This is a genomic window from Empedobacter sp. UBA5987 (assembly GCF_002429865.1).
GTDB lineage: Bacteria > Bacteroidota > Bacteroidia > Flavobacteriales > Weeksellaceae > Empedobacter > Empedobacter falsenii_B.
Genome location: NZ_DJBB01000084.1, coordinates 1 through 23,617, shown reverse-complemented (window position 1 = coordinate 23,617; position 23,617 = coordinate 1). Strand labels below are relative to the sequence as shown.

At 31.4% G+C, this 23,617-nt stretch carries 27 protein-coding genes, 1 tRNA gene and 1 pseudogene; 8 read left to right on the top strand and 21 right to left on the bottom strand.

What is annotated here, in order from left to right:
* Positions 1–878, top strand: an 878-nt coding sequence (locus tag B3J26_RS14845) for an IS256 family transposase (protein WP_291075003.1), incomplete at its 5' end; no start/stop codon positions are given.
* A gap of 65 nt (positions 879–943) precedes the next feature.
* On the opposite strand, the gene B3J26_RS14840 is transcribed toward B3J26_RS14845, so the two are convergent.
* Both B3J26_RS14840 and B3J26_RS14835 read right to left on the bottom strand, forming a co-directional pair.
* Complete coding sequence (locus B3J26_RS14840) at positions 944–1,489, bottom strand: hypothetical protein (RefSeq protein WP_291075001.1); 546 nt, start codon at positions 1,487–1,489, stop codon at positions 944–946.
* A 6-nt stretch (positions 1,490–1,495) separates the two neighbouring features.
* Entirely contained in the window at positions 1,496–2,512 is a 1,017-nt protein-coding gene (locus B3J26_RS14835; protein WP_291074999.1) for a WG repeat-containing protein, read from the bottom strand.
* A gap of 167 nt (positions 2,513–2,679) precedes the next feature.
* Here B3J26_RS14835 and B3J26_RS14830 point away from each other — a divergent pair, with 167 nt between their 5' ends.
* A complete protein-coding gene (locus B3J26_RS14830) occupies positions 2,680–3,459 on the top strand; it encodes a superoxide dismutase (protein WP_291074997.1) in 780 nt (259 codons plus the stop codon).
* A gap of 70 nt (positions 3,460–3,529) precedes the next feature.
* Here the strand turns inward: B3J26_RS14830 and B3J26_RS14825 are convergent, their stop codons facing one another.
* From B3J26_RS14825 to B3J26_RS14780, 10 genes are all read right to left on the bottom strand, one after another.
* Entirely contained in the window at positions 3,530–3,853 is a 324-nt protein-coding gene (locus tag B3J26_RS14825) for a T9SS type A sorting domain-containing protein (protein WP_038334477.1), read from the bottom strand.
* A gap of 129 nt (positions 3,854–3,982) precedes the next feature.
* The gene (tsf, locus tag B3J26_RS14820; protein ID WP_038334478.1) at positions 3,983–4,807 is read right to left on the bottom strand and encodes a translation elongation factor Ts; all 825 of its coding nucleotides are present in this window, start codon (positions 4,805–4,807) and stop codon (positions 3,983–3,985) included.
* A 114-nt stretch (positions 4,808–4,921) separates the two neighbouring features.
* Entirely contained in the window at positions 4,922–5,668 is a 747-nt protein-coding gene (gene rpsB, locus B3J26_RS14815; protein ID WP_038334479.1) for a 30S ribosomal protein S2, read from the bottom strand.
* A gap of 124 nt (positions 5,669–5,792) precedes the next feature.
* Entirely contained in the window at positions 5,793–6,179 is a 387-nt protein-coding gene (gene rpsI, locus B3J26_RS14810) for a 30S ribosomal protein S9 (protein WP_291074994.1), read from the bottom strand.
* A 9-nt stretch (positions 6,180–6,188) separates the two neighbouring features.
* A complete protein-coding gene (rplM, locus tag B3J26_RS14805; RefSeq protein WP_038334665.1) occupies positions 6,189–6,644 on the bottom strand; it encodes a 50S ribosomal protein L13 in 456 nt (151 codons plus the stop codon).
* Between the two features lie 354 nt (positions 6,645–6,998).
* The gene (locus B3J26_RS14800; RefSeq protein WP_286500306.1) at positions 6,999–7,859 is read right to left on the bottom strand and encodes a fumarylacetoacetate hydrolase family protein; all 861 of its coding nucleotides are present in this window, start codon (positions 7,857–7,859) and stop codon (positions 6,999–7,001) included.
* 123 nt (positions 7,860–7,982) lie between these two features.
* Positions 7,983–9,122, bottom strand: coding sequence for an acyl-CoA dehydrogenase family protein (locus tag B3J26_RS14795; RefSeq protein WP_115001412.1), 1,140 nt, complete (start codon positions 9,120–9,122; stop codon positions 7,983–7,985).
* Between the two features lie 51 nt (positions 9,123–9,173).
* Positions 9,174–9,974 carry a porin family protein gene (locus B3J26_RS14790; protein WP_180904967.1) on the bottom strand — a complete coding sequence of 267 codons (801 nt, stop codon included), beginning with the start codon at positions 9,972–9,974 and terminating at the stop codon, positions 9,174–9,176.
* A gap of 26 nt (positions 9,975–10,000) precedes the next feature.
* Positions 10,001–10,741, bottom strand: coding sequence for a bifunctional demethylmenaquinone methyltransferase/2-methoxy-6-polyprenyl-1,4-benzoquinol methylase UbiE (gene ubiE / locus B3J26_RS14785; protein WP_038334486.1), 741 nt, complete (start codon positions 10,739–10,741; stop codon positions 10,001–10,003).
* Between the two features lie 25 nt (positions 10,742–10,766).
* A complete protein-coding gene (locus B3J26_RS14780) occupies positions 10,767–11,330 on the bottom strand; it encodes a hypothetical protein (RefSeq protein WP_180904965.1) in 564 nt (187 codons plus the stop codon).
* A 123-nt stretch (positions 11,331–11,453) separates the two neighbouring features.
* On the opposite strand from B3J26_RS14780, the gene B3J26_RS14775 reads away from it, so the two are divergent.
* Positions 11,454–12,527, top strand: coding sequence for a 3-oxoacyl-ACP synthase III family protein (locus tag B3J26_RS14775; RefSeq protein ID WP_291074990.1), 1,074 nt, complete (start codon positions 11,454–11,456; stop codon positions 12,525–12,527).
* Positions 12,528–12,544: 17 nt separating this feature from the next.
* Complete coding sequence (aroC, locus tag B3J26_RS14770; protein WP_291075005.1) at positions 12,545–13,609, top strand: chorismate synthase; 1,065 nt, start codon at positions 12,545–12,547, stop codon at positions 13,607–13,609.
* 50 nt (positions 13,610–13,659) lie between these two features.
* On the opposite strand, the gene B3J26_RS14765 is transcribed toward aroC, so the two are convergent.
* Positions 13,660–14,340 carry a LytR/AlgR family response regulator transcription factor gene (locus B3J26_RS14765; RefSeq protein WP_291074988.1) on the bottom strand — a complete coding sequence of 227 codons (681 nt, stop codon included), beginning with the start codon at positions 14,338–14,340 and terminating at the stop codon, positions 13,660–13,662.
* Positions 14,327–15,394 carry a sensor histidine kinase gene (locus tag B3J26_RS14760; protein ID WP_291074986.1) on the bottom strand — a complete coding sequence of 356 codons (1,068 nt, stop codon included), beginning with the start codon at positions 15,392–15,394 and terminating at the stop codon, positions 14,327–14,329. The genes B3J26_RS14765 and B3J26_RS14760 overlap by 14 nt, the downstream gene beginning before the upstream one ends.
* Positions 15,395–15,540: 146 nt before the next feature.
* Between B3J26_RS14760 and B3J26_RS14755 the strand changes: the two genes are divergently transcribed.
* Positions 15,541–16,365 (top strand): DUF5694 domain-containing protein, encoded by an 825-nt coding sequence (locus tag B3J26_RS14755; RefSeq protein ID WP_291074984.1) that lies wholly within the window; start codon positions 15,541–15,543, stop codon positions 16,363–16,365.
* A gap of 209 nt (positions 16,366–16,574) precedes the next feature.
* On the opposite strand, the pseudogene rplI reads toward B3J26_RS14755, so the two are convergent.
* The 3 genes and pseudogenes from rplI to rpsF form a co-directional block, all read right to left on the bottom strand.
* Positions 16,575–17,072: pseudogene (rplI, locus tag B3J26_RS14750) on the bottom strand (50S ribosomal protein L9); the annotation flags it as partial.
* A gap of 21 nt (positions 17,073–17,093) precedes the next feature.
* Positions 17,094–17,396, bottom strand: a complete 303-nt coding sequence (gene rpsR / locus B3J26_RS14745) for a 30S ribosomal protein S18 (protein WP_019976570.1) — start codon at positions 17,394–17,396, stop codon at positions 17,094–17,096.
* 7 nt (positions 17,397–17,403) lie between these two features.
* A complete protein-coding gene (gene rpsF / locus B3J26_RS14740; RefSeq protein WP_019976571.1) occupies positions 17,404–17,751 on the bottom strand; it encodes a 30S ribosomal protein S6 in 348 nt (115 codons plus the stop codon).
* Positions 17,752–18,089: 338 nt separating this feature from the next.
* On the opposite strand from rpsF, the gene B3J26_RS14735 reads away from it, so the two are divergent.
* Positions 18,090–19,394: an aminopeptidase P family protein gene (locus B3J26_RS14735; protein WP_291074981.1), complete on the top strand. Its 1,305-nt coding sequence runs from the start codon at positions 18,090–18,092 to the stop codon at positions 19,392–19,394.
* A 74-nt stretch (positions 19,395–19,468) separates the two neighbouring features.
* On the opposite strand, the gene pncB is transcribed toward B3J26_RS14735, so the two are convergent.
* Both pncB and B3J26_RS14725 read right to left on the bottom strand, forming a co-directional pair.
* Positions 19,469–20,671 carry a nicotinate phosphoribosyltransferase gene (pncB, locus tag B3J26_RS14730; RefSeq protein ID WP_291074979.1) on the bottom strand — a complete coding sequence of 401 codons (1,203 nt, stop codon included), beginning with the start codon at positions 20,669–20,671 and terminating at the stop codon, positions 19,469–19,471.
* A 95-nt stretch (positions 20,672–20,766) separates the two neighbouring features.
* Positions 20,767–21,522, bottom strand: coding sequence for a hypothetical protein (locus tag B3J26_RS14725; protein ID WP_291074977.1), 756 nt, complete (start codon positions 21,520–21,522; stop codon positions 20,767–20,769).
* Positions 21,523–21,589: 67 nt separating this feature from the next.
* On the opposite strand from B3J26_RS14725, the gene B3J26_RS14720 reads away from it, so the two are divergent.
* Positions 21,590–22,003 carry an RNA-binding S4 domain-containing protein gene (locus tag B3J26_RS14720; protein ID WP_115001391.1) on the top strand — a complete coding sequence of 138 codons (414 nt, stop codon included), beginning with the start codon at positions 21,590–21,592 and terminating at the stop codon, positions 22,001–22,003.
* Here B3J26_RS14720 and B3J26_RS14715 read toward each other — a convergent pair.
* Together B3J26_RS14715 and B3J26_RS14710 are read right to left on the bottom strand one after the other, a co-directional pair.
* Positions 22,000–22,527 carry a shikimate kinase gene (locus B3J26_RS14715; protein ID WP_291074975.1) on the bottom strand — a complete coding sequence of 176 codons (528 nt, stop codon included), beginning with the start codon at positions 22,525–22,527 and terminating at the stop codon, positions 22,000–22,002. The two genes, B3J26_RS14720 and B3J26_RS14715, sit on opposite strands and share 4 nt — an antisense overlap.
* A 2-nt stretch (positions 22,528–22,529) precedes the next feature.
* Positions 22,530–23,135 carry a hypothetical protein gene (locus B3J26_RS14710; protein WP_280050413.1) on the bottom strand — a complete coding sequence of 202 codons (606 nt, stop codon included), beginning with the start codon at positions 23,133–23,135 and terminating at the stop codon, positions 22,530–22,532.
* A 298-nt stretch (positions 23,136–23,433) separates the two neighbouring features.
* Between B3J26_RS14710 and B3J26_RS14705 the strand changes: the two genes are divergently transcribed.
* Positions 23,434–23,506, top strand: a tRNA-Lys gene (locus tag B3J26_RS14705).
* Positions 23,507–23,617 lie beyond the last annotated feature (111 nt).

Genomic DNA, 23,617 nt, shown 5'->3' with positions numbered 1-23,617 from the left:
CATTCTATGCCAAAGGAATGAGCGTTTCGGATATCGAAGAACAGATTCGCGAAATGTACAATTTCGAGGTTTCTACATCCACCATTTCACGCATCACTGAGGCGGTTACCGCTGACATTATTGCTTGGCAAAATCGCCCATTAGGACCTGTTTACTTGATTGTTTGGATGGATGGAATCGTTTTCAAAGTTCGCGAAAACTCAAAAATCATCAATAAAACCGTTTATATAGCGGTCGGATTAAGAACCGATGGTTTGAAAGAAGTTTTGGGCTTGTGGCTTGGTAAAAACGAATCATCATCCTTCTGGATGAGCGTTTTAACGGATATGAAAGCGCGCGGTTTAGAGGATATTTTAATCACTGCTACGGATAATCTGAATGGTTTTACGGATACAATTCGAACAATTTTTCCTGAATCTAAAACTCAAATTTGTGTCGTTCATCAGATCAGAAATGCATGTAAATTTGTAGTTTGGAAGGACAAAAAAGAATTCACAGCTGATATGAAATTGATTTACACAGCTCCCAACAGGCAAGCTGCTGAAGCGGCTTTGGAAGATTTTGCAATGAAATGGGAGTCTAAATATTCGTACGCTGTAGCCAGCTGGAGAAACAATTGGGAAGATTTGAGTGTCTTTTTCGAATTTCCTTTAGAGATCAGAAAAATCATTTACACAACTAATCTTATTGAGAATTTGAACGGAAAAATCAGAAAATACACCAAAAATAAATTATCATTTCCGACCGACGAAGCTGTTATGAAATCCGTATATTTGGCGGTAAGAGAAGCAACCAAAAAATGGTCTATGCCAATACATAATTGGGGAATTATTTTAGATCAGTTCTTGAATTTATATCAAAAAAGGGTTAGAATTTAAAACTATCCTAACCCAAGTTTATTTATAACTTACACACTTTAAAGGAGAGTGCCTTTTTTTTTATTCTATAGCATATATTTATCTTTTAAAAATGGTTTTTCATATATTTCTTTCCATTCTAACTTACTTTTATTTCTTGGAGAAGGATGAATTAGAGTTTCAAAATTAGTGTATTCACTATAATTTTTATTGAATAGTTTAAGAGTTGTTGTTTTTCCAAGTAATACTATATTATCAGATTTTTCTAAAAAAAACTTATTAAATGTTTTAAATTTACTTAATGAGTCTTCTAATTGTTCAATAGGTATTTCTGTTAATAATTCATATGAGATATTAATAAAACATACTCCTTTATTCAAAAGTTCAATAAAAAGTTCCTCAGTGGAGATTTTTTTTTCATTTTTAAAATAATCTAAATCATATCCTAAAGATTTTAAAACATATTTTCCAGAGCAATTATATGAAAGTAATTGTTCAAATTTATTTTTACAAAAAGCAATACCGCTAGCATCTTCTGGATAAATATCTTGACCAATGATACATAGTTTTAGTTTAGATTTTTTACTTAACTCTTTTAAGTATTTTTGTTGTTGAATGTTTGGGAAGTTCATATTTTTTTAATTGTTATCAGGACAGTTTTTATTTTCAAAATTAACGCAATTCATATTTTTATCTATGAAAAAAAAATCTTCATCATTCAATACGAGTTTAGCATATTGATTATTATTAAACATATAACTAGTAATTTCTTTGAAAATAGGTTTAAAAATAACTTCGCCTTTATAATTCATCAAACCAAATTTTCTATAATGATTATCTATTTTTTCAATTTTTATAAATACTTCTGAAAAGTGTAATCCATATATATCATCAAAAAAAGCTTTTGTTTTCCCATTAATGTCTATAAAAATATATCTTGTCTTATTATCGCCTATATATCTAGATGCTATAGCTAAATCTGATTGATTATAAAAATTTATAGATTCATTGTTTTCGCCTTTATATAATAATTTACCTTTTGTATTAAATAATATAGGATAATTACCCATTGTACCGATGTTTTGTCTATTAATCTCATTACCAAATAAATCTAAAGTTACTACATCATATCCAAATGAATTCCATTTTTTTGAATAAGTAACAATAAAATCTTTTATAGCAGTATCACCCTTTTCAAACTTAGGTTCTAAAATTATCTTACCATTTATATTTAAATAACCTATTTTACCATTTTTTAGAAACTGAATAGTATTAGAATTATATGAATATACATCATCAAAAGTTATATCTCCTATTTTTTTTCCATTACTATCAGCTAAATAAAATATTGGATTAGATAACAAGAATCTATCTTTTTCTAAAAATAGTATTTCTTTGTATCTAAATGGAATTGTAATGTTATTAATTGTATCTATTAATCCATAATAATTATCTTTTTTTGAAATAAAATACCCTTCTCTATATTGTTTTATTTCATCATAAATTGCAGGGATATTATCTTTGTTTGTTTTTATATTTTTTATTCCATATTTTACTCCATTTTGAGTAGTTCTAGTAATTTTTTCATAATTATTTTCTTGAGCATTTATATGAGATGTCAGCAATGATATTAAAAAAATAAGTATTATTTTCATAGAAATTTATTTGTGAACATTCAAATATAAAACAATTTACCATTATTGTTTAATATGATAATCTCCATTTTAACAGAAAATTAAAAGAAATCAATTTTATATTCGATAGTTTTAGTATATTTTAGTAGAAATATTAATATCATAAGTAAACTACATAAAAGAATAAGATGAAAAAGGGTATATTTTTGATGTCAGTTTTGGGTGTTCTTTTCTTTGTTCAGTCATGCGAAACGAAGAAAGAAAATGCTGACTCAACAACTAAAGAAGTTGTAAAACAAGATACAGTGCAAGTTGCTGCAGAGCCTGTTGGAAATCCTACAGATGTTAAAGCTGACCCAGGAACTTTCCAAATTAAACCTTTGAAATATGGTTACGATGAATTGAACGAATACATTGATGCAAAAACAATGGAAGTTCATTTCTCTAAGCATTATTTAGGATACATCAACAAATTGAATACAGCGTTAAAGGAAGCGAATATCAAATCAAATGATATTGTAGATATTTTGAAAAAAATGGATATGAATAATGCTGCTTTACGTAACAATGCTGGTGGATATTACAATCATATGCTATATTTCGATATTATGTCTCCAACGCCACAGAAAGCACCTACAGGAGATCTTAAAGCGAAGATTGATGCAACATTTGGTTCGACAGAAGAAATAATGAAACAATTGGACGAAGCAGGTTCTAAACGTTTTGGTTCTGGTTGGGCTTGGTTGGTTGTAAAAGAAGATGGTTCTTTAGCTGTTACAAGTACAGCAAATCAAGATAATCCATTAATGCCAGGAGCAGAAGTTGCAGGAACGCCAATTTTAGGAATTGATGTTTGGGAACATGCTTATTACTTAAAATATCAAAACAAACGTGATGATTATTTGAAAGCGTTTAACAATGTTTTGGATTGGAAACAAGTTGAAGATAATTACAAGAAAGCGAAATAAACTTTCGGGTAACGATATAAAAAAAGCTTCTCAAATTTTTGAGAAGCTTTTTTGTTTTATATGAATAATCTTAATTCTTAATTAACGATTGTGTTTCTGTTGTTCCATCTTCATTAAAAACGCGAACAATGTATTTTCCTTTTTTCAAACTTTGTACGTTAAAGTTTGCTTTTTGGCTTCCGTCTAATTTTTTATTCATCACTTCATTTCCAATAATCGAATATATCGACACCGAACTTGCCTTTGATGGATTGTCAAATTTTATTGTAAATGTAGAACTCGTAGGATTTGGATAAATACTAACAGAGCCTTTATCCTGATCAAATCTTGACTGAGCTGATGCAGAAGTTATGGTGAATAAAAATATAGTTATAAATAGTATAAAGTGTTTCATATGCTTGTAATCCTAACAAATATAAAAATAATTAATTATAAAACAAACATTTCAAATTATATACCAAACAAAAAAGTGATGCTAAAATTTAGCATCACTTTAAGATATATAATAAAAATTATAAACGTATTATAAGCTGTAACGGATAAATCCAGTTACTTTCAAGTCAGCGTTAACAGCTTTAACAACATCTTGAACAGAAGTTTTTCCGTCTTTGATTGACGCTTGGTGAACTAATGTATTCTCTTTGAAGAATTTTTGTAATTTACCTTGAGCGATGTTTTCAATCATGTTTTCTGGTTTACCTTCTGCAACTAAAGTTTCTCTAGCGATAGATAATTCAGTGTCAATTACAGATTGAGCAACAGAAGTTTCATCTAATGCTACTGGGTTCATAGCAGCAACTTGCATAGCAACGTCACGAGCTACTTCAGAAGCACCTTCTACGTTAGCAGATAAAGAAACTACAGCACCAATTTTGTTACCAGCGTGGATGTAAGAATTAACGATAGCACCTTCGATAGCTTGGAAAGTTCCAATTTCGATTTTTTCTCCAATAACACCTGTTTGCTCAGTTAATTTTTCACCAACTGTAATTCCTGCGAATGGTAAAGCTAATAATTCTTCTTTAGAGTTAACTGTTAAAGCTAAATCAGCGATTTCGTTAGCCATAGCAACGAAAGCTTCATTTTTAGCAACGAAGTCAGTCTCACAGTTCAAAGCGATAACGATACCTTTAGTTTGGTCAGCGTTAACTTTAGCGATAACTGCACCTTCTGTAGAATCACGGTCAGCTCTTTTAGCAGCTACTTTTTGTCCTTGTTTACGTAAAACTTCTACAGCTTTATCGAAATCTCCACCAGCTTCTTCTAAAGCTTTTTTAGAATCCATCATTCCCGCACCAGTTGCGTTTCTTAATTTACTTACCTCAGCGGCTGTTGCTTTGTAGCTCATAGTAATATTTTTATTTTGTTTCTTAATATTTTAAATAAAAGTAGCTCGTACACCACAAAGTGGTGTAGGAGCTACAAGGTATATTATATCGATGAATTGATCATCAAGTTAATGTTAAGCTTCTTTTGTTTCAGCTCCTTCTTCTTTACCTTCTTTTGCTTTTTCTTTTTCTGCTTTACGTGTAGATAAACCAGCTTTGATAGAATCAGCTACTGTAGATAAGATGATATCGATAGATTTAGAAGCATCATCATTTGCAGGGATTGGGAAATCTACTTGACGTGGGTCAGTATTTGTATCAACCATTGCAAAGATTGGAATACCCAATTTTTGAGCTTCAGCTACAGCGATGTGCTCACGTACGATATCTACAATAAATACTGCAGATGGTAAACGTGTCATATCAGCGATAGAACCTAAGTTTTTCTCTAAAGATGCTCTTTGACGATCAACTTGTAATCTTTCTTTTTTAGATAGTGTTTCAAACGTACCGTCTTTTTTCATACGATCGATTGAATTCATTTTTTTAACTGCTTTACGGATAGTAACAAAGTTAGTTAACATCCCACCAGGCCAACGTTCTGTAATATAAGGCATGTTGATTTCTTCAGCATGCTTAGCTACAACATCTTTCGCTTGTTTTTTAGTTGCAACAAAAAGAACTTTACGTCCAGATGCAGCAATTTTTCCTAAAGCTTCAGATGCTTCATCTAATTTCACTGCAGTTTTGTGAAGGTCGATGATGTGGATTCCGTTTTTCTCCATAAAAATATAAGGAGCCATAGCCGGATTCCATTTTCTTGTTAAGTGACCAAAGTGCACACCAGCACCTAATAAGTCCTTTACATTTACTTTTGCCATTTTCTTTTTTTTAGTTTACGTTCCGTTATCTCAACAAGCAACAAACAAGTGGTCGAAAAATTCTAGCCTTATTTGTTTAGATGCTAAACCAACGGAAAATGGATTTTTTAATGAATTGAATAAATTAACGTTTAGAGAATTGGAATTTCTTACGCGCTTTCTTTTGACCGAATTTTTTACGTTCAACCATACGTGGGTCACGTGTTAATAACCCTTCTGGTTTTAATTGTAAACGAAAATCTGCGTCAATTTCACATAAAGCTCTAGAAATTGCTAAACGAATTGCTTCAGCTTGACCAGTGATTCCACCACCAAATACTTTGATATCTACATTGTATTTCTCTTTTGTACCAGTGATTAAAAATGGTTGTTCTACTTTGTATTGTAATACTGCCGTAGGGAAGTAGATTGCTAACTCGCGCCCGTTAATGAAGATTTCTCCATTACCTTCTTGTAAGTATACACGAGCAACAGATGTTTTTCTACGTCCGATTTTATGAACTATTGCCATGGAATTAGATTATAAATATTCGTTAATATCGATTTGTTTTGGTTGTTGAGCTTCGTGATTGTGCTCAGTACCAACAAATACATGTAAATTAGTCAATAATTTACTACCTAATTTATTTTTAGGTAACATTCCTTTTACTGACTTTTCGATTAAGCGTACAGGATCTTTTGCAAAAACTTCTTTCGCAGTTAAAGATCTTTGTCCACCTGGGTAACCTGTGTGACGGATGTATAATTTGTCATCCCATTTGTTACCTGTTAATTGAATTTTGTCAGCGTTTAAAACAATTACATAATCTCCACAATCTGCATGAGGAGTGAAGTTTGTTTTGTGCTTACCTCTGATAAGCTTCGCAACACCTGACGCTAAACGACCTAATGATAAGTCAGAAGCGTCCACAACTACCCATTCTTTCTGAGCAGTTTCTTTGTTGGCTGATGAAGTTTTGTAACTTAACGTGTCCACTATCTTGATTTTTAATATTTTATAAATTACCGACAATCCGATCGGGGTGCAAATGTACAAAATGATTCTGTTTTCCCAAAAGATTTTAGGAATTATTCGTCATTTTGATGGATTTGTACCATTTAGATGGTTGTCAAAACGTTTGCAAAATTACGTTAATTAATTGAATATCCAATATTTTTTTCGAATTAGACGTTCTATTTAATTGATAGATTGTTTTAAAATGATTAACTGATTACATAAAAAAGTATTCATTTTATCGTTTAATCAATTAAGTATGATGCTAAACAAAATTTAAAAACCGCGCAATTCAAAATTTAAAATGCACGGTTTTTTATTGTAAGATATCTTATTTTAACCTCTTGAGAAAGGTAAAATAGTTTGAGTTGTAGAACCTAAACCTTCAATTCCATATTCGATAACATCTCCTGGTTTTAACCAAACTTGAGGTGTTTTTCCCATTCCTGATCCTGCTGGAGAACCTGTAGAAATAATATCTCCTGGTAAGAAAGACATAAATTGAGATAGGTAAGAAATTAATTTAGGAATACGGTAAATAAAATCACTTGTATTACCATCTTGCATTAATTCTCCGTTTAATTTTAACCAAACACGTAAATTATTTACATCCTCGATTTCGTCTTTTGTTGCAATAAAAGGTCCAACAGGTGCAAATGTATCACATCCTTTTCCTTTGTCCCAAGTTCCACCACGTTCTGTTTGGAAAGCACGTTCAGAAATATCATTAATCAATGCATAACCATATACGTGATTCATAGCGTCTTCTTCCGTTACATTATTTGCTTTTTCACCAATAATAATACAAAGTTCTGTTTCCCAGTCCATTTTTGTAGAACCATTTGGTTGCATAATTCCGTCTTCTGGTCCGTTAAACGATTGATTCGCTTTGATAAACATAATCGGTTCTGCTTGTTGTTGTAAACCTGTTTCTTTTACGTGATCATCGAAGTTAAGACCTACACAAACAATTTTTCCTGGACGAGTTAAAGGTGTACCAATACGTACATTATCTTCAACTAATGGCAAGCTGTTAATGTTAAGCTCGATATATTTTTGTAAAGTTTCTTGCTTTTCTGTATTTCCAAAAAAATCATCATCATAAATAATTCCAGATGCTGAAACATCGAATTTTTTCTCATCGATGATTACACCTGATTTCTCCTGACCTTTTGGTCCGAATCTAAAAATTTTCATCTTCTTTATATTTTTTCCGCCACAAATATACGACGTATTGTTTTTTGATTAAATAAATAAAAAAAGACATCTGTCATTAACAGATGTCTCATAAAGATAAAAAATAATTATATTTATCTAAAATTATTTAGCAATTCCTCTCGAAATTACAATTTTTTGAATTTCTGATGTTCCTTCGTAAATCTGAGTAATTTTTGCATCACGCATCATACGCTCTACATGATACTCGCGAACATAACCATTTCCTCCATGAATTTGAACGGCTTCCGAAGCAACTTCGTTCGCTGTTTTAGAAGCAAATAGTTTTGCCATTGCACCAGAAATAGAAATATCTTTTCCTTCGTCTTTCTCAACCGCTGCTTTGAAACATAACATACGAGCAGCTGTAATATTAGTTGCCATATCTGCTAATTTGAATGCAACAGCTTGATGATTGATGATTTCTGTTTTGAATGCTTTACGAATTTTTGCATAATCTAACGCTAATTCATAAGCACCTTGAGCAATACCTAATGCTTGAGAAGCAATACCGATACGTCCTCCGTTTAAGACATTCATTGCGAAAGCAAATCCAAATCCATCTTCACCGATACGGTTTTCTTTTGGAACTTTTACATCATTAAAGAATAATGAATGTGTGTCAGAACCACGGATTCCCATTTTTTGCTCTTTTGGTCCAATTTCGAAACCTGCCCATCCTTTTTCTACGATGAAAGCATTGATTCCTTTGTGACCTTTTTCTGGATCAGTTTGAGCGATTACTAAATAAGTAGAAGCTGTACCACCATTCGTAATCCAGTTTTTTGTACCATTTAATAAATAGTGATCTCCCATATCTACCGCAGTAGTTTTTTGAGAAGTCGCATCAGAACCAGCATCTGGCTCAGATAAACAAAATGCTCCAATCACTTGACCAGAAGCTAATGGTACTAAATATTTTTGTTTTTGATCTTCGTTACAATATTTTTCCATACCAGCACAAACCAAAGAGTTGTTAACTGACATGACAACAGCAGCAGAAGCATCAACTTTAGCGATTTCTTCCATTGCAATGACATAAGAAACGCTATCTAAACCAGATCCTCCGTATTTTGGGTCAACCATCATACCTAAGAATCCAAGTTCTCCCATTTTTTTTACTGCATCAGTTGGGAAAGTAGATGTTTCATCGCGTTCGATAACTCCTGGTAATAATTCGGCTTTAGCGAAATCACGAGCAGCTTCTTGAATCATTAATTGTTCTTCCGATAATTGAAAATTCATGTGATTATTTATTTATGGTTTTTATTATTTTATGATTATGACTTTAAATTTTTATTCAAATTTTAGAGAAAAAACAAATGCTCTGGTTGATAATGAATTCAAGCTTCCTGTCCAATAAGGGTCTGTAGAAGGTTTATCAGGAACAATTTCATTATTAAAGAAGAACATACCTTTTAGAGCTGGTGTAAGTTTAAATCGTTTGAAATAAATTTCAACTCCAATTTCAGCTTGCCAGTTAAAGTTATTTGTTGTTGTTCTGAAAACTCCAGTTGCGTTATCGTCTTCTTTATTTTCGTTCGATTGTAAATTCATTAGATAACCCAAACCTCCTTGAATGTATGGACGTGTATTGAACCAACGATCTCCGTGAAAGTTAAGTAACAATGGAATTTCGATATAAGTAGATTTTACTTCACGTTTTACATTAGAATCTTCTAAATCTCCTTCATAAGTCCCAGTTGATGTACCAGCTAAAGGGGCATTACGAAAATGTAAAATACGTTGAGCAAAATGTAATCCTGGTTCTGATTTTAAATCAATATAATCATTTACTCGCATTTTTGCGATTAATCCAACAGAGAAACCAGCTTTACTTTCTTGATCTAAATAAACTAAACCGTGTTCATTTACTCCATCATCTTCTGGAGTTTGAGGAGTTCCTGGTAACGGATTTGTTTGAGCTTTAGGAACAATCTTGTAACTCATCATATTAGTTCCCAAGAAATATCCAAAACTAAATTTTTTCTGATCAGTTTCAGTTCTGTTTTCGCTTCTGTCATTATTAGGGCGAAACTGTGCATTTGCAATGCTAGCAACAGTTAACGATAATGCGATGATTAGATTTTTTCTCATAGACTTTCAACGAATAACAAGCAATTTTATTTTATACTCTTATAAATGCTTGCAATACCAAAAGTAAGTTTTTTATCAATAGGTTGTGTAAATTTTACACTTTTCAGGATGTTTTTCATTTCTTCTCCATGTGGAAAAGCACGAACTGAATCTGGTAAATAGGTATAAGCACTTTGATCTTTCGAAACCATTTTACCAATTGCAGGTAAAATATTTTTAGAATAAAATGTGTACAACTGTTTCATTGGAAAAGCTGTAGGATAAGAAAACTCTAAAATAACAAAAGTTCCTCCAGGTCTTAAAACACGATTAATTTCTGCTAAACCTTTCTCTAAGTTTTCAAAATTACGAACACCAAAAGAAACGGTTACACAGTCAAAAGTGTTATCAGGAAAAGGTAAATTTTCCGAATCACCTTGTACCATTTCGATACGATTTTCTAATCCAGCTTCTTTTACTTTTTTGCGACCAACTTCCAACATTCCGTTAGATAAGTCTAATCCAGTAATTTTTGCATCGGTATTTTTACCCATCATAATCGCTAAATCTCCTGTTCCAGTCGCGATATCTAAAATCGTTTTTGGTTGAGAAGCTTTTACCATTTTGATGACATCTTTTCGCCATTGAATATCGATTCCCATTGATAAAACACGGTTTAATAAATCGTATTTTGGCGAAATATTATCGAACATTTGCTCGACTTGTTTCTTTTTATTTAGATCTGATGCTTCGTAAGGAGTTACTGCATCGTGTTGATGATTTGCCATTTTGTAAAGTTATAAAATCTAAATCTTATTCGTAATTCTCGAAATAAAATTGTTTAAAATCTTCTTTGTTAAATATTTTCGATAAATCAGTTGCTTTCTCGCTTCCGCCACTTTTTATAAACATCTTAGGATAATCCTGATCGATGTTGTAGTAAAAGTTTTCGATGTATAATTGAGAAGATTTTTCGATAATTCCGTGATAAACCTTGTTATCTATTGCAATATTGTTTGATAAAAAGATAGAATCTTTGTTTTTTCTAACACCATAAGGTCGTGTAAATGTATAATATTCTTGATGCGTTGGATTTATAAAACCATTTGCTCTTGTAATATCTACAACTGTATCTACATTTTTGTTATTAAAACTATAAACGATATGCGCTTTTCCTTTTTTCAGGTCTACTCTTGCATTTTGTTGCGGTGCAATTGTAAAATCTTTATCGTTAATTTTGATTGTCAAGGTTTTGTTTGATGGATTGTCAATCACATACCCATCTTTTTTGCTCAAAAAAGTGTTATAAACAACAACGATCAAAGCAGCTAATCCACAGACGATTAAAAGACCAATTAATGAAGGATTTTTTTTCATGCTGCTAAATTAATTATACTTTATTAATTTCGGCATGAGTTATTACATATTTTTCATGACTATTTTAATGAAATGTGTAACTTTGTCGCTATTATTTTTTTATTAAAATTGAACAATATTAATATGATAAACTCTGTAATTACAGGTTCTGGACACTATTTACCAAATAGAATTGTTACGAACGAAGATTTTGTTAACCACGAATTTTATGATGAAAGTGGAAATCGTTTGGATAAAACTGGTGAAGAAATTACGCGTAAATTTGAGGAAATTACAGAAATCAGAGAAAGAAGATATGTAGAAGATGATTTATTAAATTCTGATATCGCAACTTTTGCTGCTAAAAAAGCAATTGAAGAATCTGGTGTTAATCCAGAAGAATTAGATTATATAATCGTTGGGCACAATTTTGGAGATATTGATCCTGTTGGTCATCAAATTGATATTATGCCGTCAATTTCGGCAAAAGTAAAACATAATTTAGGAATCAAAAACCTAAAATGTAAGCCTTATGATATGACATTTGGTTGTCCAGGTTGGATAGAATCATTGATTTTAGGACATCAATTTATTCAAACAAATATTGCTAAGAAAGTTTTGGTAATCGGTTCTGACACGTTATCTCGTGCTGTAGATCCACATGATCGTTCTGCGATGATTTTTGCAGATGGAGCAGGAGCAGTTGTTTTAGAAGCAAAAGAAGCTGACTATAAATATGGAATCATCAATCATGAAACTTTAAGTTATACAGGTGATGAATTAGCCTACTTGACAAATGGACGTTCTACAAATCCAGACTATAAAGGTTCAATCAAAACAATTAATATGAAAGGTCGTAAAGTTTACGAATTCGTATTAAAAAATGTTCCGCCAGCAATAAAAGAATTGTTAGACGAAACAAATTTATCAATTACTGATATTGATAAAATTTTATTGCACCAAGCAAATGCAAAAATGGATCATGCGATGATAGAGCGTTTATACAAATTATATGGTGTAGCTGTTCCAGAAAAAATTGATCCAATGACGGTTCAATTCTTAGGAAATACATCTGTAGCAACGGTTCCTACAATGTTTGATTTAATCAAAAAAGGAGAATTAGCTCCTCATCAATTTCACGCAAATGATACAATTATTTTAGCTTCTGTTGGAGCTACAATGAATGTTAATGCAGTGATTTATCAATTCGAAAAATAAAAACAAAAAACACATATATTATTGTGAATACATTCGGAAGACTATTTAAAATTTCAACTTTTGGCGAAAGTCATGGTGTAGCGATTGGAGGTGTAATTGATGGCGTTCCAAGTGGAATCGAATTAGATTTTGATTGGATACAAGCGCAATTAGATCGTCGTAAGCCAGGGCAATCTGCAATTGTGACACAACGAAAAGAACCAGATACAGTACAATTTCTTTCAGGTATTTTTGAAAGAAAAACAACAGGTGCTTCTATCGGGTTTATTATTCCGAATGATAATCAAAAATCTCACGATTACGATCATATCAAAGGCGTTTTTCGTCCTTCTCATGCCGATTTTACATACGAAACCAAATATGGTGTTCGCGATCATAGAGGTGGAGGAAGAACTTCTGCACGCGAAACGGCTAATTGGGTTGTTGGTGGCGCTGTTGCAAAACATGTGATTCCAAATATCAATATTACAGCTTATGTAAGCGGAGTAGGTGAGTTGAAGTTGGATAATGATTATTCTACATTAGATTTTTCTAAAATTGAAGATACGGCAGTGCGTTGCCCAGATTTAGAAATGGCAGAAAAAATGATTGATCGTATCAAAGAAATTCGCAAAGAAGGTGATACAATTGGAGGTGAAGTGACTTGCGTTATTGAAAATGTGCCAGTAGGTTTAGGTGAACCAATTTTTGATAAATTGCATGCTCGTTTAGGGCAAGCAATGATGTCGATAAACGCGGTGAAAGGTTTTGAATACGGCGAAGGTTTTGCTTCAACATCAATGAAAGGTTCAGAAATGAATGATCAATTCAACCAAGATGGAACAACAAAAACCAATTTTTCTGGAGGAATACAAGGTGGAGTTTCAAATGGGATGGATATTTATTTCAAAGTTGCTTTCAAGCCAGTTGCGACATTAATGCAAGAACAAACGACGTTGAATGCTGATGGCGAAATGGTCGAAATGCATGGAAAAGGTCGTCATGATCCTTGTGTTGTTCCAAGAGCCGTTCCTATTGTAGAAAGTTTAGCTGCGATGGTTTTGGCTGATATGTTGCTGATACAACGAACAAGAAATATATAAATAACAAAAACTCCAACTTTAAAAGTTGGAGTTTTTTTTGCTTAACGCTTTTAACCAAAATCCTTCATTTCTTTTCTATATGTTTCTCCAATTGGTAAAATTTTCTGATTGAGATAAACAGAATTACCATCTATTGAAGTTAAAAAATCAAGGTTGATGATATACGAACGATGAATTCTTTTGAAATGATTTGGTAATTTTTCTTCGAATGATTTCATAGTTTCTAAAACCAGTATTTTTTCAGTTTTTGTATGAATTCGGATATAATCTTTTAAACCTTCAATGTAAATCAAGTCAGAAAAATTAATTTTAACCTGTTTTCCATCAGCTTTTACAAATAAATAAGTCGATTGATTTTTAGTAGAAGTTGATTGAAAAAACTCAACATATTTTTTGATAGAAGCATCAAAACGCGTTTTAGTAATCGGTTTTAATAAATAATCAACCACATGAAAATTAAAACTTTCTAAAGCATAATCTTGATAAGCCGTTGTTACGATAAATTTTTGCGAATCATCCAAAATTTTCATCAACTGAATTCCTGTTAATTCGGGCATTTGTATATCCGTAAAAATTAAATCGACTTTATTATTTTTCAAAAAATCGATTGCTTCAAAAACTTCTGTTGTGGCTAACAAAAGATTTAGTTGTTCATTTTCTGTTGCATGTTTTTTTAATAAATCTACAGCAAGTGGCTCATCGTCGATGATAATACAATTAATTTTCGGCATCAAAAGGAATTTTTAAGTAAATATGAAATGTTTCGTGATCATTCCTAATTTCGAATGTATAATTATTTCCAAAATAATAATTCAACCTTTTTTTTAAATTTACGAGCCCAATTCCAGAAGTTTCATCTTTTTGATGTTGATTTATTTTATTAGAAACTGATATTTCGAGAAAAGTAGCATCAGTTTTTAAACTGATTTTGATGGGATGATCTTTTTCTTTTACAACACCATGTTTTAGTGCATTTTCTATAAAGGGCGAAATAATATAAGGATGAATCATTTTTTTTGAATTCTCGATATAAAATTCTTTTTCGATATAAAATCTTTCTCCGTAACGAATTTGTTCCAAATCTAAGTATTGATTGATGTAATCTATTTCTCGTTCAATTTCGATTTTATCTTTATTCGTTTCATAGGTTGTAAAACGCATAATCGAACTCAAATTTTCAATTGCTTTCAATGAATTAGGCGAATTTACACTGACTAAACTGTAAATATTATTGAGTGTATTAAACAAAAAATGAGGATTGATTTGAGATTTTAGAAAATTAATTTCAGCTTCATTCTTTTCTTTTTCAATCTGATTATTTTGTTGTAAAGTATTAATTGAATGTAATGTCATCCATAAAAAAAGTGAAGAAAAAACGATAAAAGATCCGTAATGTAAATTATCATAAATATAATAACTTATTGTAGTTCCTTCAAAATAGTTGATTTTATTAAAAAGAAGATCAGTAATAATTTGTTCAATAAAATATCGAACAGCAATAAATGTTGCAAAGGAATATACTATAGCTAATAATATTGATTTCCAATTGATAGATTTAAAAATTTTTGGCGCAATAATAAAATATATAATGATAGAAACAAATCCTTTAACTAAAAAAATTGTTGAATTAAACAGCTCTATTTCTCCAATGAATGGCTTGTTTTTAGATAAACGAAAGAATCCTTCATTCACATAATTAAGCATAAAATATACAGATAAGAATATGATTAAAATTTTAAGTTCGTTCTTTTTAGAAATTAACTGGATTTCTTTTCTATTTCCCATCTGTTTTTCTGTTTTTTGTAAAATTAGATTGTTTTCTACTTAAAAGAGTTGTGATTCGTCGATAAATCAATAGGGTTGGTCGATAAATTAAAAATATGTTTTTCGAAATGTTTGAGATTTGAATCAGAATTTAAAATTTAACTCAAATGAAAAACTTATTTATTGCAATTGCTACATTTATTGGAACGATGAATTTATCTGCTCAAACAAAATATCAATTTCAAACAAAATTTGATGACGCTATTCCAGTTCTCAATGTAGGGACTTTTCACATGGGGTACACGCCAGATGCTAATTCGACTGATTTTGATGAACATAATAATGAGAACATTCGACAAGTACATGAGATTGCAAAAAAGATTGCAATGTTTAATCCAACGATTATTTTAGTAGAACAGGAGCCTTATAAGAATCTAAGAATAGCAGCTTCTTATACGGAATATTTAAAAAATCCAAAAATGAAATTTGATAAACCGACAGAAATAGAGTTATTAGCTTACGAAGTTGGGCGTTTGAGTGGAGTAAAACAAATTTACGGAATAGATTATCAAAAAGATTATTATTATCCACTTTACTATGCGTTAAAAAATCAACAAGATACCATTACATATAAAAAATATGAAGAGTTATTCTCTTTGAATGAAGAAAAGAATAATATTAATGAGGGTAAAATGGGTGTAGCAGAATTACTTTGGTTAAAAAATCAACCAGATTATTTAGATTCGATGATTAATTATAATGCAGATTTATTAACTACCATTTCAGTTAATGGCTATCCTTTAGGAGCAGAACAAGCAGCAAAGTTTTATGAACGTAATTTATGGATGTTTGCAAATATGAATAATGTACCAATCACAAAAGATGATCGCATTTTTGTACTGATGGGTGCTACGCATACAGCTTTTTTCAAAGACTTTTTAAGGCGGTCTCCAAAGTTTAAAGAAGTAAATAGTTTAGATTATCTAAAATAAGGAATAAAAAAAAACCTCGCAAACTGCGAGGTTTTTTATATATAGTTGAATAATAATTATTCTTCTGTAGATGGAGTTTCTTCTGTAACAACTTCTTCAGATACTTCCTCTTTTTTCGCTTTCTTGTCGTTAGCGTAAATTGGGTTATCATAGTTGAAGAAAGAACCTTCTTCTTTAGTAGCATTAGCTGCTTTTTGAGCATCTAATTTAGCTAATTCTGCTCTAGTTTTAGCAGCTTCTTCAGCAGCTTTGATAGATGCAGCATCTGGTACAATTTCAAATCCGAAATCTACTTCAACATCTCTGTGGAAACGAACTTTAGCTTCGTATTTCCCTAAACGTTTGATAGTATTTCCAGGGATTCTAATGTTTTTCTTCTCGATTTCAACACCAGCTTTTATTAAAGCTTCTGCTAAATCTGCATTGTTGATAGATCCAAATAATTTGTCTCCAGAACCAACTTTAGCGTCGATTTTAACAACTAAACCATCTAATTTAGCTGCTTTTTCTTTTGCTGCAGCGATTAATGTAGCTTCTTCTGCTTTACGAGCTTCTAAAACTTCGTTTAATGCTTTTACGTTATTTGGAGTTGCAACTGATGCTAATCCACGAGGGATTAAGAAGTTACGTGCGTATCCAGGTTTTACTGAAACAACTTCAAATTCAAAACCTAAACCTTCTACATCTTGTCTTAAAATTACGTTCATGATATTTTAATATTTAGGTTATTATTTTAATTGATCACCAATAAATGGCATTAATGCTAAGTGACGAGCTCTTTTGATCGCTTTAGAAACTTTTCTTTGGTATTTTAAAGATGTTCCTGTGTAACGACGAGGTAAAATTTTACCTTGCTCATTCACGAATTGAATTAAGAAATCAGCGTCTTTATAGTCAACGTATTTGATTCCAAATTTTTTGAAACGACAATATTTTGAGTTTGATTGTGTTTCGATATCTAAAGGAGATAAATAACGGATTTCTGATTCGCTACCTCCTGCTGCTTTTTTTGCTAAATCGTCGATTGCCATAGCTTTTTTACTTGTTAGAGTTAGACTTTAATTTTGTTCTACGTTTTTCAGCCCAGTCCATACCGTGCTTGTCTAATTTCACAGTTAAGAAACGGATTACACGCTCATCACGTTTGTAAGCTACTTCTAATTGAGAAACTAATTCGTTGTTGTCTGTTTTAAACTCTACTAAGTGGTAGAATCCATTTCTTTTGTTTTGAATTGGATAAGCTAATTTTTTTAAGCCCCAGTTCTCTTTTGCTACGATTTCACCACCGTTAGCAGTAACAAAGTCATTGAATTTATTAACTGCTTCCTCTACCTGAGAATCAGATAGAACGGGAGTCAAAATGAAAACAGTTTCGTAATGTGTCATTTTTAACTTCTTTTAAGTTATTATTTATACTAAAATTCGAGGTGCAAATATATAAATAATAATCCAAATATTACAAATGAATATTTATTGAATTTTTATTAAAACCTTATTTATTGAATATTATCGTTTTATCATATTGATCTTCAAAAAATATTGACTTTTTTTAAAAAAAATTTGCAGTTTAAAAAAAGTAGCTTACATTTGTCAACATAAAAGGCTAATGGCTTTTTCATAGGTTTAGGTTGGTTAAGGTTAAAACCCTCGTTTCTGCGAGGGTTTTCCTTTTTTTTCTAAAAACATCTTCTTAAATTTGGTCATAATAATTAATGTAAAATTTTATGACAACAAAATACAATCCTATTCCAAGCGAGTTATTCGTAAAGAACAGAGCGAAATTTGTAAAAGCAATGAAACCTCGTTCTCTTGCTATTTTCAATTCTAACGATATTTATCCAATTTCTTCAGATTCTACGTTACCATTTGCACAACATCGTGATATTTTTTATTTATCTGGAGTAGATCAAGAAGAATCTATCTTATTAATTTTTCCTGATGCTTACGATCCAAAATACAAAGAAGTATTATTTGTTCGCGAAACAAACGATCATATTGCAGTTTGGGAAGGAGAAAAATTATCAAAAGCTCAAGCAACAGAAGTTTCTGGAATCAAAACTGTACTTTGGTTACAAGATTTACCAAATGTTTTGCGCAAATTGATGGTAGAAGCAGATAATGTTTATGTGAACAAAAACGAACATTATCGTGTAACGGAAGCGCCACAAGTAGAAACGCGCGAAGATCGTTTTGTAAAACAATTGAAAGCAGATTATCCTGGACATAGTTATTTACGTTCAAATCCTATTTTGCAACGTTTACGTTCTGTAAAAGAACCAGAAGAAATTCAATTGATTCAACAAGCGTGTGATATCACAGAAAAAGGTTTTCGTCGTATTTTAAATTTCGTAAAACCTGGAGTTTGGGAATTCGAAATCGAAGCTGAGTTTGTTCACGAGTTTCTTCGTAATCGTTCGAAAGGTTTTGCATACACGCCAATTATTGCGTCTGGAAATAATGCGAATGTGTTACACTATATTCAAAATAATCAAGAATGTAAAGATGGTGATTTGATTTTGTTTGATGTTGCTGCAGAATACGCAAATTATTCATCAGATATGTCTCGTACAATTCCGGTTAATGGAAAATATACAAAACGTCAACGCGAAGTTTATGATGCAGTTTTACGTTGTAAAAAAGAAGCGGAAACGATGTTAGTTCCTGGAAATAATTGGTACAAATACCACGAAGAATTAGGAAAAGTTTATACTTCTGAATTGTTAGGTTTAGGTTTGTTGGATAAAGCAGATGTTCAAAATGAAGATCCAGCTTGGCCAGCTTACAAAAAATACATGATGCACGGAACGTCTCACCACATGGGATTAGATACACACGATTATGGTTTATTGACGGATGATTTTATGGCTGGAATGGTTTTCACAAACGAGCCAGGATTCTATATTCCTGCAGAAGGTTTCGGAATTCGTTTGGAAGATGATTATGTAATTCAGAAAGAAGGAAAGCCTTTCAACTTGATGCAAAATATTCCGTTAGAAGCAGAAGAAATCGAAGATTTAATGAATAAATAATCTTTTCATTATATTAAATGATAACAAAAATGGAACTCAATATTGAGTTCCATTTTTTATTTTAAAGAAAATTCTTAATCATTTTCTGGTGCATCATGAGATGGAATGTCATCTAAATCTAACATTTCTTTTGCAAGAGCAATCATACGTGGAGTTCCTGTGTGTTTATTTTTTTCGTCCGAAAGTTTTACAACGCCTGTCCATTTTATATCTATCGAAGAAATTTCGGTTAATTTCATCACGATATTCATAGGTTTTAAATCAGTGTCATTTGTTAAGTTCGTTCCAATTCCAAATGATAATCCAATTCTTCCTTTGAAAGCTTTTGTAATCATTTCCACTTTTTCTGAATTTAATCCATCCGAGAAAATAATCGTTTTGAATAAAGGATTGATGCCCATTTTTTCGTAATGCGCAATTGTTTTTTCTCCAAATTCAATTGGATCTCCAGAATCGTGGCGAACGCCATCAAATAATTTAGATAGTTTTTTATCAAATTGTCCAAAGAAAACATCCGACGTATACGTATCTGTCAAAGCAATTCCTAAATCACCATAATAAACTTTTACCCAACGATCTAAACTGATTGAATTCGCAATTTTGAATCCGTAGCGTGCACCATGAAACATAAACCATTCGTGAGCATGAGTTCCAATTGGTTTTACGCCATATTTATGTGCAAAGTGAACATTAGAAGTTCCTACAAAACTTTTTCCTTTATGATTTGTTAATTCTTTCATCACGACATCATGAACTTCGTAACTGTGACGACGACGAGTACCAAATTCCGCAACTGTAACGCCAAGACGATTGTATAAATCAACTTTATCACTTGTGCGTTTTGTGATTTCTTCGTTCGAAATACGTTGCGCATTTGTCAATTTATAGAAAATTTCGCTAATCAAACACAAGATTGGAACTTCCCACAGAATTGTGCGATACCAATATCCTTCTACATGTACTTCTACATCAGCACCGTTTTGAGTGATTTTTACTTCATTTGGATCATAACGATAACCTTGTAAAAAGTCTAAATAAGCAGGACTTAAATAAGGACAGTTCGTTGTGAAAAAGTTTTTTTCGTCTTTGGTTAAAGCAAGTGAAGCCATTGCATTGATTTCTTTTTGCAATTCATCTGCAAAACCTTCAGGAAATTGATGTTCACCACGGTTGATGAATTTATAGCGAGCCATTACATCTGGATATAATTTTGTAACGCCAAATTGCATGGTGAATTTATAGAAATCGTTATCGATAATAGATTTTATAATACTCATTTTTTAGGTTTTATTCTAATACATTTTGAAATTAAAGATAAAAAAAAACCATCAATACAGATGGTTTTTGTAAGATTATCTTGTTTTGAAGATAATTATTTTGTTGTTCTTTTCTCGATTTTAGGTAATTCGATATTGAAAATATAACTAATGTCTCTATATGCACTTAATTGGTCAGAAATTCCTACGCCTGAAGAATATACTTTATTTCTTCCGTAAGCTAAACGAGAAGGTAGAATAATTACACCTTGAAAGTTATACAAATCAGTTGTAGCACGTTCAGTTGTTTTGAAATGTTTTAATCCTTCTACAAAATTCTTTAACTCTAAATGTTCTCTTTTTACTCCATTTTTAATTTCAGTTGCTGTTGGTGTAAAATAATAAAAACTAGGATCTTTCACAGCCGATCCATCACCAGAATTTGGCGTTCCTCCTGTAGATATAGATCCATATTTTCTTTTATAATCTGTACTATTAGTCGCTAAAAAAGTTCCAATATTATAAGAAATATGAATAGAAGTGCTATCATTAGATACAATAGTTTCTCCTGTTCCTATATGATTAGGGTTTTCTGCATACCATATACCTAAGTTATCTTGTTTTGCTAAAGATTTTAAAGAAGGATATTTATCGTCCTCATTATCTTTTACGTCATCAAACTTTGTAAGTTTTCCATTTTTAGGATTGAAATAGAAATCTTCCATGTATTGTTGAATCGCTTCATCATCTAATGCATTACGTTCTTCAACTGGAATTTTAGTTTCTTTACTTACACCGTTATCATCATCATTATTACATCCTACTAAAACAGCAGAACACGCAATTAAAGTAACGAAGAATTTCTTTATCATGTTATTTCGATTTATATTGCGAATTTAGAAAAAATATTAGTTTAACCTAACAAATATTCAGTTTTAAATGAGATTAGATAAATTTCTTTGGAGTGTTAGATATTATAAAACGAGATCTTTAGCGGCTGATGCGGTAAAAAAGAATCGTGTAAAAGTGAATGGAGATGTAGCAAAAGCGTCGCGAGATATAATTCCAGGTGATGCGATTGAGGTGAGAAAAGATCAAATTAATTTATCTTTTAAAGTATTGCAAGTGCCAAATAATAGAATTGGAGCTAAATTGTTAACCTTGCATATTGTGGATACAACTCCAAAAGAAGAATATGAGGTGTTAGAGCTTCGCAAGCTTTCGCAAGATTATTATCGTGAAAGAGGTGAAGGTCGACCAACGAAAAAAGATCGCCGAGATTTAGATGATTATTTAGAAGAAGGTGGAGAAGATGCAGAAGGTATCATTATAAAAGGAGAAGATTTGGATTAATTCCAAATCTTCCCCTTTTTAAGATGTTTCATAATTTCGTCCAAAATCTCTAATGTACTTTGGTTCGAAATACTGATTGTATATTTTGCCTTTTCATAAAATTGATTGCGCTCAAACAAATGTTTCGCAATAAACTCCATCATTTCTTCATCAGAAAGATGAGCAATCAAAGGTCGAGTTTCTTTTTTATTTTCCAATCGTTTTACCAATTGCGGTAATTGCACTCGCATGAATATTGAAATCGAATTATTTACGATTTCATCCATATTATCATAATAAACAGGAGTTCCGCCGCCCAAAGAAAGTACAATGTTTGTTGAAGTTAACACTTCTTTTAAAGTTTCTCTTTCTTTTTTACGAAAACCTAATTCGCCTTCTTTTTCAAAAATCTCACTAATTTTACTTTGATATTTATTTTCGATAAAATCATCAAGATCGATAAATTCGAAACCTAATGCTTTGGCTAAATCTTTTCCGGTAGTCGATTTTCCGCTACCCATATATCCTACTAAAGAAATAATCATGATTAGTCTACTGGTAAGTCTTCTGAATAAAAAATAGTTAATCTCGCATATCCATCAAACGTATCAATTTGATACGAATACGTATTCTCCAAACGTCTTGCATCATATCGCTCCACATTATAAGTTACCTGATAATCTTCGTTGGTAACAATAGAATTTGAATGATGATATTTAGATTTTGGCGCATCTTTTTTGATTTCTGCTCTATATTGATTCAAGAACTTAATCGGAAAAGAATACGTTAATTTATAAACAATCTCTTGCGAAACCTGTATTGCTGTTATTTTATTCAAAAACATCGTTCCTTGATTATTGTTTTTGATCTTCAAAGAATCTAAACGATCAGAATTTTGAATGTATAAATTTTTCCCAAGTTTAGAAACCTTGAAACAACGATCATTCAATTTTTGATGAATAATCTGCGGTTGATCTTTTATCAATTCCTTTAACTCTTTCAATGCAAAATTAGATAAATGTGCATCTTTTGTTTCCTGATTACAATTGTTTGCATATTCAGAATCGGGTACGTCTGCCTCTGGATTATCAGATTTTTTACACGACACTACCGAAAACAAAGCAATAATAATATATAGTATATTCTTCTTCATTCTAAAATTTCAATCTTTAAATAGCGTTCCGAAAATAATTTCGGTTCACATAGATTTAGATTTGCTGGTTGACAAATATAGTATATAAATCATTTATCAAATGTATAAAATGATGTTTCTATGGCTTATTTTTTCAGTTTTCTTACTCGAAATTCTATCTTTCAAAAAAAAACTAAAAATTTATCTAAATTTAAGTTCTTAAAACCGAAATGATTAATTAATAAATTGTAAAAAACTTCACAAAACGTTTGTTAAATTAGTATTAAACGCCCTATATTTGCACTCGATTTAAGAAACCGACCTGGTAGCTCAGTTGGTAGAGCACAACACTTTTAATGTTGGGGTCCTGGGTTCGAGCCCCAGCCAGGTCACTTAGTCAAAACGTTCTTTTTTATATAAGAAAAATAAAAACGTCTTTCGTTTTGTAAACTCAGATATAATCGTATATTTGCAGTCCGAAAAAACGGAGACCTGGTAGCTCA

Bases quoted from the DNA above. Each gene is read 5' to 3' on its own strand.
- rpsB (WP_038334479.1), bottom strand. From the start codon at position 5,668: ATGGCAAAAGTAAATGTAAAGGACTTATTAGGTGCTGGTGTGCACTTT.
- B3J26_RS14765 (WP_291074988.1), bottom strand. From the start codon at position 14,340: ATGCCGAAAATTAATTGTATTATCATCGACGATGAGCCACTTGCTGTA.
- B3J26_RS14840 (WP_291075001.1), bottom strand. From the start codon at position 1,489: ATGAACTTCCCAAACATTCAACAACAAAAATACTTAAAAGAGTTAAGT.
- rpsI (WP_291074994.1), bottom strand. From the start codon at position 6,179: ATGGCAATAGTTCATAAAATCGGACGTAGAAAAACATCTGTTGCTCGT.
- pncB (WP_291074979.1), bottom strand. From the start codon at position 20,671: ATGAGTATTATAAAATCTATTATCGATAACGATTTCTATAAATTCACC.
- B3J26_RS14775 (WP_291074990.1), top strand. From the start codon at position 11,454: ATGATAAACTCTGTAATTACAGGTTCTGGACACTATTTACCAAATAGA.
- B3J26_RS14725 (WP_291074977.1), bottom strand. From the start codon at position 21,522: ATGATAAAGAAATTCTTCGTTACTTTAATTGCGTGTTCTGCTGTTTTA.
- B3J26_RS14780 (WP_180904965.1), bottom strand. From the start codon at position 11,330: ATGAAAAAAAATCCTTCATTAATTGGTCTTTTAATCGTCTGTGGATTA.
- B3J26_RS14830 (WP_291074997.1), top strand. From the start codon at position 2,680: ATGAAAAAGGGTATATTTTTGATGTCAGTTTTGGGTGTTCTTTTCTTT.
- rpsR (WP_019976570.1), bottom strand. From the start codon at position 17,396: ATGGCAATCGACGATTTAGCAAAAAAAGCAGCAGGAGGTAGCGAATCA.
- B3J26_RS14795 (WP_115001412.1), bottom strand. From the start codon at position 9,122: ATGAATTTTCAATTATCGGAAGAACAATTAATGATTCAAGAAGCTGCT.
- B3J26_RS14710 (WP_280050413.1), bottom strand. From the start codon at position 23,135: ATGAAGAAGAATATACTATATATTATTATTGCTTTGTTTTCGGTAGTG.
- B3J26_RS14835 (WP_291074999.1), bottom strand. From the start codon at position 2,512: ATGAAAATAATACTTATTTTTTTAATATCATTGCTGACATCTCATATA.
- B3J26_RS14755 (WP_291074984.1), top strand. From the start codon at position 15,541: ATGAAAAACTTATTTATTGCAATTGCTACATTTATTGGAACGATGAAT.
- B3J26_RS14760 (WP_291074986.1), bottom strand. From the start codon at position 15,394: ATGGGAAATAGAAAAGAAATCCAGTTAATTTCTAAAAAGAACGAACTT.
- ubiE (WP_038334486.1), bottom strand. From the start codon at position 10,741: ATGGCAAATCATCAACACGATGCAGTAACTCCTTACGAAGCATCAGAT.
- B3J26_RS14790 (WP_180904967.1), bottom strand. From the start codon at position 9,974: ATGAGAAAAAATCTAATCATCGCATTATCGTTAACTGTTGCTAGCATT.
- rpsF (WP_019976571.1), bottom strand. From the start codon at position 17,751: ATGACACATTACGAAACTGTTTTCATTTTGACTCCCGTTCTATCTGAT.
- tsf (WP_038334478.1), bottom strand. From the start codon at position 4,807: ATGAGCTACAAAGCAACAGCCGCTGAGGTAAGTAAATTAAGAAACGCA.
- B3J26_RS14720 (WP_115001391.1), top strand. From the start codon at position 21,590: ATGAGATTAGATAAATTTCTTTGGAGTGTTAGATATTATAAAACGAGA.
- B3J26_RS14735 (WP_291074981.1), top strand. From the start codon at position 18,090: ATGACAACAAAATACAATCCTATTCCAAGCGAGTTATTCGTAAAGAAC.
- B3J26_RS14825 (WP_038334477.1), bottom strand. From the start codon at position 3,853: ATGAAACACTTTATACTATTTATAACTATATTTTTATTCACCATAACT.
- B3J26_RS14715 (WP_291074975.1), bottom strand. From the start codon at position 22,527: ATGATTATTTCTTTAGTAGGATATATGGGTAGCGGAAAATCGACTACC.
- B3J26_RS14800 (WP_286500306.1), bottom strand. From the start codon at position 7,859: ATGAAAATTTTTAGATTCGGACCAAAAGGTCAGGAGAAATCAGGTGTA.